The organism is Phenylobacterium sp. (genome assembly GCF_030693805.1).
In the GTDB taxonomy this organism is placed as follows: domain Bacteria; phylum Pseudomonadota; class Alphaproteobacteria; order Caulobacterales; family Caulobacteraceae; genus Phenylobacterium.
Genome location: NZ_JAUXZW010000091.1, coordinates 1 through 6,914 on the forward strand (window position 1 = coordinate 1; position 6,914 = coordinate 6,914).

Sequence of the window (6,914 nt, forward strand, 5' to 3'; positions counted from 1 at the left end):
TGGACCTGGGCGCGGGCCTGAAGCACCACATGATCCCGCTGAGCTGGATCGACGATGTCGACGACGAAAAGGTGCGCCTAAACATCACCAAGGATGCGGCGAAGTCCGCCTGGACTGAAAAGCACTAAGCCAACGTGTGCGACTCCATCCCGCCCCCGGGTCGGGGAGGGATGGAGTCGCAGCTATTTGACGGCCGCGCAGAAGCGCTGGATGCGCGTGCAGGCGTCTTCAAGCACGGCGTTCGACGTCGCGTAGCTGATGCGGAAGAACGGCGAGAGTCCGAACGCCGCGCCGAACACCACCGAGACGCCCTCGGTCTCCAGCAGCTCGACGGCGAAGTCGGAGTCATTGGAGATTACCTTGCCGCTGGGCGCAGTCTTGCCGATCAGGCCCTTGGCGGACGGATAGACGTAGAAGGCGCCTTCGGGCGTCGGGCAGTGCAGGCCGTTGGCCTGGTTCAGCATCGACACCACCAGATCGCGGCGTTCCTCGAACAGCTTGGCGTTGGGCTTGAGGAACTCCTGCGTGCCGTTCAGCGCCTCCACCGACGCCCACTGCGAAATCGACGACGGGTTCGACGTCGTCTGGCTCATCACCTTGGCCATGAGCTTGATCAGCGGTTCGGGACCGGCGGCGTAGCCGATCCGCCAGCCTGTCATGGCGTAGGCCTTAGACACCCCGTTCATGGTCAGGGTGCGGTCGTAAAGCGCGGGCTCCACCTGGGCGATGGTGGTGAACTCGAAATCGCCGAACACCAGGTGCTCGTAGATGTCGTCGGTGAGGATCCAGACCTGCGGATGGCGCAGCAGCACGTCGGCCAGCGCCCGCAGTTCGGCCCGCGAGTAGGCGGCCCCAGACGGGTTGGACGGCGAGTTGAGCAGCAGCCAACGGGTCTTGGGCGTGATCGCGGCTTCCAGTTCGGCGGGCTTCACCTTGAAGCCGGCCTCGGCGCGGGTCGGCACGAATTTCGGCGTACCGCCGGCGAGCAGCACCATGTCCGGGTAGCTGACCCAGTAGGGCGTGGGGATCAGCACCTCGTCGCCCGGGCTGAGCGTCGAGACCATCGCGTTGTAGATCACCGGCTTGCCGCCCGGCGAGACATTCACCTGGCTGGTCTTGTAGGTGAGGCCGTTCTCGCGCTGGAACTTGGCGACGATCGCCTCCTTCAACTCGGGGATGCCGTCGACATTGGTGTACTTGGTCTTGCCGTCGCGGATCGCCTTGATGGCGGCCTCCTTGACGTTGTCCGGAGTGTCGAAGTCGGGCTCGCCGGCGGCCAGCGAGATGATGTCGCGGCCCTGCGCTTTCAGTTCGCGCGCTTTCTGGTCCGCCGCCAGGGTGGCGGAGGGCTTAACGCGAGCGAGCGCAGCGGATTCGAGCGACATGGCGGGAACTCCCGGTCGAGGTTGAACAAATGCGCGCGGGTTTAGCCGAAGCCGGCGCGCGCGGGAACCCAGGTTCGCAGCCTCGCTTGACCCGCGATGGCGATCAGGCGACGGGAAGGCCATGCGCGCCATCCTGCAATTCGTCACCAACATGGACGCGAAGGCGTGGCGCGCGCTGGCCGTGTCGTTCGTGCTGTTCGGCGGGGTCGGTCTGGTCTTCCTGTTCGGAGCCCAGGTGCTGGGCTTCGACGGCGAGGCGACCGTGGAGCGGTGGCTGGGCGTCGCGTCGAACGGCCCGTGGGCGTTGCCGGCGGCGGTGGCGGCCTTCGCCATCCTGGCCTTCCTGGGGGTGCCGCAGTTCATGCTGATCGCCGCCGCGGTGGTGGCGTTCGGCGGCTGGACGGGCTTCGCCTATTCCTGGATCGGCACGATGGCCTCGGCCCTGGTCGGCTTCTATGTGGGCCGCGCCGCGGGCGCGCGGACGCTTGAAGCGATCTCCGGCGAGGGCGTGCGCAAGTTCATGGGACTGGTGGGCCGCAACGGTTTCCTGGCCAGCCTGATCGTGCGGCTGGTGCCGTCGGCGCCGTTCATCGTCGTCAACATGGCCGCCGGCGTGACGCCGATGCGGGTGCGCGACTTCGCGGCCGGCACCGCGTTGGGGATCGTGCCGAAGATCGCGCTGACGGCGTTCGCCGGGAATTCGATCGTGCAGATCATGCGTGGGACAGCCGGTCGCGAGGCGCTTTGGCTTGTGCTCGTGCTGATCGCATGGCTGGTGATCGGGTGGTTCGCAAGGCGCTGGATCAAGGCGCGAGAGGCGGCCCTGGGAGGAGACTGAAAGACCATGTTGAAGTTGTATTATGCGCCCGGAACCTGCTCGCTGGCTTCGCACATCGCCTTGGCGGAGGCCGGGGTCGATTACGAAGCCCAGCGGGTGAATATGGCCGCGACCGAGCAGCGGAGCGACGCCTATCTGGCGATCAACCCCAAGGGCCGCGTGCCCGTCCTGATCACCGACGAGGGCGTATTGAGCGAGACCGTCGCGATCCTGGCCTACATCGCCCAGCGCTGGCCTCGGGCGAAGCTGGCGCCGCTCGACGATGCATTCGCCTTCGCCGAGCTGCAGAGCTTCAACGCCTATCTCGCCAGCACGGTGCATGTCGCCCAAGCCCACGTCGTGCGCGGGACCCGTTGGGCCGACGATCCGGCGGCGCTGGAGGCGATGAAGGCCAAGGCTCCGTCCAACATCATCGACTGCTTCACGCTGATGGAGACGAAGATGTTCAAGGGCCCGTGGGTGATGGGCGAGGGTTACACCGTCGCTGATCCCTACCTGTTCACGGTCAGCAACTGGCTGGACCGAGACAAGATCGACCGCACGCAGTTCCCGAAGCTCAACGACCACTTCGAGCGGATGAAGGCGCGGCCCGCGGTGCAGAAGGTGTTAGCCGAGGTGAACGCCTAGGCGCAGATGTCTGAGGGGACGGCGCGCGAAATTGTTGCGCCGTTCACCCGGATTCTATAGAGCACCTGCATGCGCATCCTTCGCACCAGCCAGCTTCTCGGCCTGCGGCTTAGCCGCCCCTGGGCGCCTTTTTAGGCTGCGGATCTTCGCGGCCGGGCGCTTCAGGGGGTGATCTGACCCGCCCGATGTTCCCCGAAAAGCCTGCGATAGAGACCTGCAAATGACCCAAACCGCCGTCACCGAACCCGAGGCGCGTGATCGCGTCATCATCTTCGACACCACCATGCGCGACGGCGAGCAATCGCCCGGCGCGTCCATGTCGCTGGAAGAGAAGCTGGAACTCGCCAAGATCCTGGAGGAGATGCGCGTCGACGTGATCGAGGCGGGCTTCCCGATCGCCTCGAACGGCGACTTCGAGGCCGTGCGCCAGATCTCCGAGATCGTCACCGAAAGCACCGTCTGCGGCCTGGCGCGCGCCGGCGTCGGCGATATCGAGCGATGCGCCGAGGCGATCCGCAAAGCCAAGCGTGGCCGCATCCACACCTTCCTGTCGACCAGCCCCTCGCACCGCGACCACATCCTGCGCGCCAGCCAGGAGGACATCCTGGAGATGATCCAGAAGTCGGTCACCCACGCCCGCAACCTGTGCGGCGATGTGGAGTGGTCGGCCCAGGACGCGACGCGCACCGAAGGCGACTTCCTGCGCCGCTGCGTCGAGACGGCGATCAGGGCCGGCGCGACGACGGTGAACATCCCCGACACCGTCGGCTACACCTATCCGTCGGAATACGAGGCGATCTTCCGCGACCTGATGGAGAATGTTCCCGGGTGCGACACGATCATCCTGTCGACCCACTGCCATAACGACCTGGGACTGGCCGTCGCCAACAGCCTGGCCGGCGTTCACGGCGGCGCACGGCAGATCGAGTGCGCTGTGAACGGCATCGGCGAGCGAGCCGGCAACGCCGCGCTCGAGGAAGTGGTGATGGCGTTGAAGGTCCGCGGCGACCGGCTGCCCTATTTCACGGGGCTGGAAACCCAGCACATCACGCGGTCTTCGCGCTACGTTTCGGCGATCACCGGTTTCCCGGTGCAGTTCAACAAGGCGATCGTCGGCAAGAACGCCTTCGCGCACGAGAGCGGCATCCACCAGGACGGGATGCTGAAGGATCGCGGCACCTACGAGATCATGACGCCCGAGAGCGTGGGGCAGGGCGCGACCAACCTGGTGATGGGCAAGCACTCGGGCCGCCACGCTTTCCGCGAGAAACTGAAAGGCATGGGCTACGAGCTGGGCCAAAACGCTTTGAACGAGGCGTTCCAGCGGTTCAAGGACCTGGCCGACAAGAAGAAGCACGTGTTCGACGACGACATCGCCGCCCTGGTCGACGATGCGCTGGCGAGCGGGGCCGATCGCATCCAGGTCAAGCGCCTGCGCGTCGTGGCCGGCACCGAGGGCCCTCAGCAGGCCGAACTGACTGTGGCCATCGACGGCGACGAACGCAGCGCCCAGGCGACTGGCGATGGTCCGGTGGACGCGGTGTTCAACGCGATCCGCGAGGTGGTGCCGCACACCGCGATCCTGCGGCTGTTCCAGGTCCACGCGGTCACCGAAGGCACCGATGCGCAGGCCCAGGTCTCCGTGCGCCTGGAGGACGACGGACGCATCGCCACCGGCCAGGCGGCGGACACCGACACGCTCACCGCCTCGGCCAAGGCCTACGTCAATGCGCTCAACAACCTGTTCGCGCGCAAGGAGAAAAGCGCTCCAGACGCCAAGGTCGCGAGCGGCTTCTGATTCAACTGCGGCGGGTGCGAGCGCCTTCCTGCGACTCCCCCGCCGCCACCCTGCGACAACGCGAAACGACGCCGTGTTCGATAAGCCTTGAAATGAACCGTTCAGCAGGGCAGAGGTCGGCGGTCTGCAAGCGAATTCTGGTGCGCGTCGGGGGCGGCGATTCGGCATTCGTAGGCGACGTAAAAGCCCCTTTCAGCCCCAAGGGCCCTGCATGATTTCGTCCCTCTTCGGCGCCATCTCGAATGACATCGCCATCGACCTCGGCACGGCCAACACCCTCATCTACATGAAGGGCAAGGGGATCGTGCTGAACGAGCCCTCGGTGGTGGCGCTGCGCAACGTCGGCGGACGCAAGGTGGTCCACGCCGTCGGCATAGAGGCCAAGCAGATGCTGGGGCGCACGCCGGGGCACATGGAGGCCATCCGCCCCATGCGAGACGGGGTGATCGCCGACTTCGAAGTCGCCGAGGAGATGATCAAGTACTTCATCCGCAAGGTGCACAACCGGAAGGGTTTCGTGAACCCGAAGGTCATCGTCTGCGTGCCGTCGGGCGCGACGGCGGTGGAGCGCCGGGCGATCAACGATTCCTGCCTAAACGCCGGCGGGCGCCGCGTGGGCCTGATCGACGAGCCTATGGCGGCCGCCATAGGCGCGGGCCTGCCGATCCACGAGCCGACCGGCTCGATGGTCGTCGACATCGGCGGCGGCACCACCGAAGTCGCGGTGCTGTCCCTGTCGGGCATCGTCTATTCGCGCTCGGTGCGGGTGGGCGGCGACAAGATGGACGAGGCGATCATCAGCTACATGCGCCGCAACCATAACCTGCTGATCGGCGAGACCACCGCCGAGCGCATCAAGAAGGAGATCGGCACCGCCCGCGCGCCGTCCGACGGCGAAGGCCTGTCGATCGAGGTCAAGGGCCGCGACCTGATGCAGGGCGTGCCCCGGGAAGTGCGGATCAGCGAGAAGCAGGCCTCCGACGCCCTGGCCGAACCGGTCGGCCAGATCGTCGACGCGGTGAAGATGGCGCTGGAAGCCACGCCGCCGGAGTTGGCCTCCGACATCGCCGACAAGGGCATCATGCTGACGGGCGGCGGGGCGCTGCTGCGCGGCCTGGACGCCGAGATCCGCGACCACACCGGCCTGCCGGTGACGGTGGCCGACGACCCGCTTTCCTGCGTGGCGCTCGGTTGCGGCAAAGTGCTTGAACATCCCAAGTGGATGAAGGGCGTACTTGAGAGCACCCTGGCGTAGTATCCACGAATCGCCGGGTTTTTGGGGGTGACGGGGGTCCTCTCAATGCCGCTTGGAGTCGCCTCAGGTGTCCTTACGGGACAATCCGTTCGGTGAGCTGAAGGTCCCGCTGACCTGGACGGCGGCGGTGGCGTTGATCGTCGCCGCCATCGTGGCCATGGTTCTGCTGGCCAATGACCGTCGCGGCACCTTCCAGGCCGAAGCCTACGGGGTCACGCGCCGGGTGGGCGACGCGGTGGCGGCGCCGGTCGGCGGGGTGATGTCCGCACCGATCCGCTGGACCGGCGATGGCGTCGATACGGTGCGGGGCTACTTCTTCGCCGTCTCGGAGAACCGGCGGCTGAAAGCCGAGCTCGCCGAAGCGCGCCAGTGGCGCGACGCAGCCCTGCTGCTGCGCGACACCAACGAACGCTACAAGACCCTGCTGGGCCTGCGCACCGACCCGCCGATCCCGATGGTCGCAGCGCGCACGGTGTTGGACTCGCGGGGACCCTTCGCCAACACCCGGATCGCCAACGTCGGCAAGGAGAAGCAGATCAAGGCCGGCTATCCGGTGGTCAGCGAGAACGGCCTGGTGGGTCGGGTGATCGGCGTGACCACGGGCGCCAGCCGCGTGCTGCTGCTGACCGACATCGCTTCGCGCGTGCCGGTGATGGTCGACCGGACCAACGCCCGCGCGATCCTGACCGGGGACGGCGGACCGAACCCGACGATGGAGTATCTGCGCGGCCAGGAGCCGGTGCGCCAGGGCGACCGTGTGGTGACCTCCGGCGACGGCGGCGTGCTTCCCCGGGGTCTGCCGGTCGGCACCGCTGTGAAGACCCTCGACGGGCGCTGGCGCGTGGTGCTGGCGTCCGACGCGGCTCCAGTAGACTTCGTCCGCATCCTGTTGTTCCAGGACTTCGCGCAGCTGGCTAACAGCGCCGAGTTGAACAAGATGCCTGTGCCCCCGCCGCCGGTGGGCGGCGTGCAGGTGGGCGAGGTGCGCCAGGCGTCGCCCGCCGCCGCGCC

The 6,914-nt window shown here is 66.9% G+C and carries 7 protein-coding genes; 6 read left to right on the forward strand and 1 reads right to left on the reverse strand.

The window, feature by feature from the left end:
• Positions 1-29 precede the first annotated feature (29 nt).
• A complete protein-coding gene (locus Q8M88_RS04175) occupies positions 30-128 on the forward strand; it encodes a DUF2171 domain-containing protein (RefSeq protein WP_371132625.1) in 99 nt (32 codons plus the stop codon).
• Between the two features lie 54 nt (positions 129-182).
• On the opposite strand, the gene Q8M88_RS04180 is transcribed toward Q8M88_RS04175, so the two are convergent.
• Positions 183-1,385 (reverse strand): pyridoxal phosphate-dependent aminotransferase, encoded by a 1,203-nt coding sequence (locus tag Q8M88_RS04180; RefSeq protein ID WP_305594990.1) that lies wholly within the window; start codon positions 1,383-1,385, stop codon positions 183-185.
• 121 nt (positions 1,386-1,506) lie between these two features.
• Here Q8M88_RS04180 and Q8M88_RS04185 point away from each other — a divergent pair, with 121 nt between their 5' ends.
• The 5 genes from Q8M88_RS04185 to mreC all read left to right on the forward strand — a co-directional run.
• Complete coding sequence (locus Q8M88_RS04185; protein WP_305594991.1) at positions 1,507-2,223, forward strand: TVP38/TMEM64 family protein; 717 nt, start codon at positions 1,507-1,509, stop codon at positions 2,221-2,223.
• A 6-nt stretch (positions 2,224-2,229) separates the two neighbouring features.
• Positions 2,230-2,850, forward strand: a complete 621-nt coding sequence (locus Q8M88_RS04190) for a glutathione S-transferase family protein (RefSeq protein WP_305594992.1) — start codon at positions 2,230-2,232, stop codon at positions 2,848-2,850.
• A 220-nt stretch (positions 2,851-3,070) separates the two neighbouring features.
• Complete coding sequence (locus tag Q8M88_RS04195; RefSeq protein ID WP_305594993.1) at positions 3,071-4,648, forward strand: 2-isopropylmalate synthase; 1,578 nt, start codon at positions 3,071-3,073, stop codon at positions 4,646-4,648.
• A 211-nt stretch (positions 4,649-4,859) separates the two neighbouring features.
• Positions 4,860-5,903, forward strand: a complete 1,044-nt coding sequence (locus Q8M88_RS04200; RefSeq protein ID WP_305594994.1) for a rod shape-determining protein — start codon at positions 4,860-4,862, stop codon at positions 5,901-5,903.
• A 67-nt stretch (positions 5,904-5,970) separates the two neighbouring features.
• A partial coding sequence (mreC, locus tag Q8M88_RS04205; protein ID WP_305594995.1) for a rod shape-determining protein MreC occupies positions 5,971-6,914 on the forward strand: 944 nt, incomplete at its 3' end.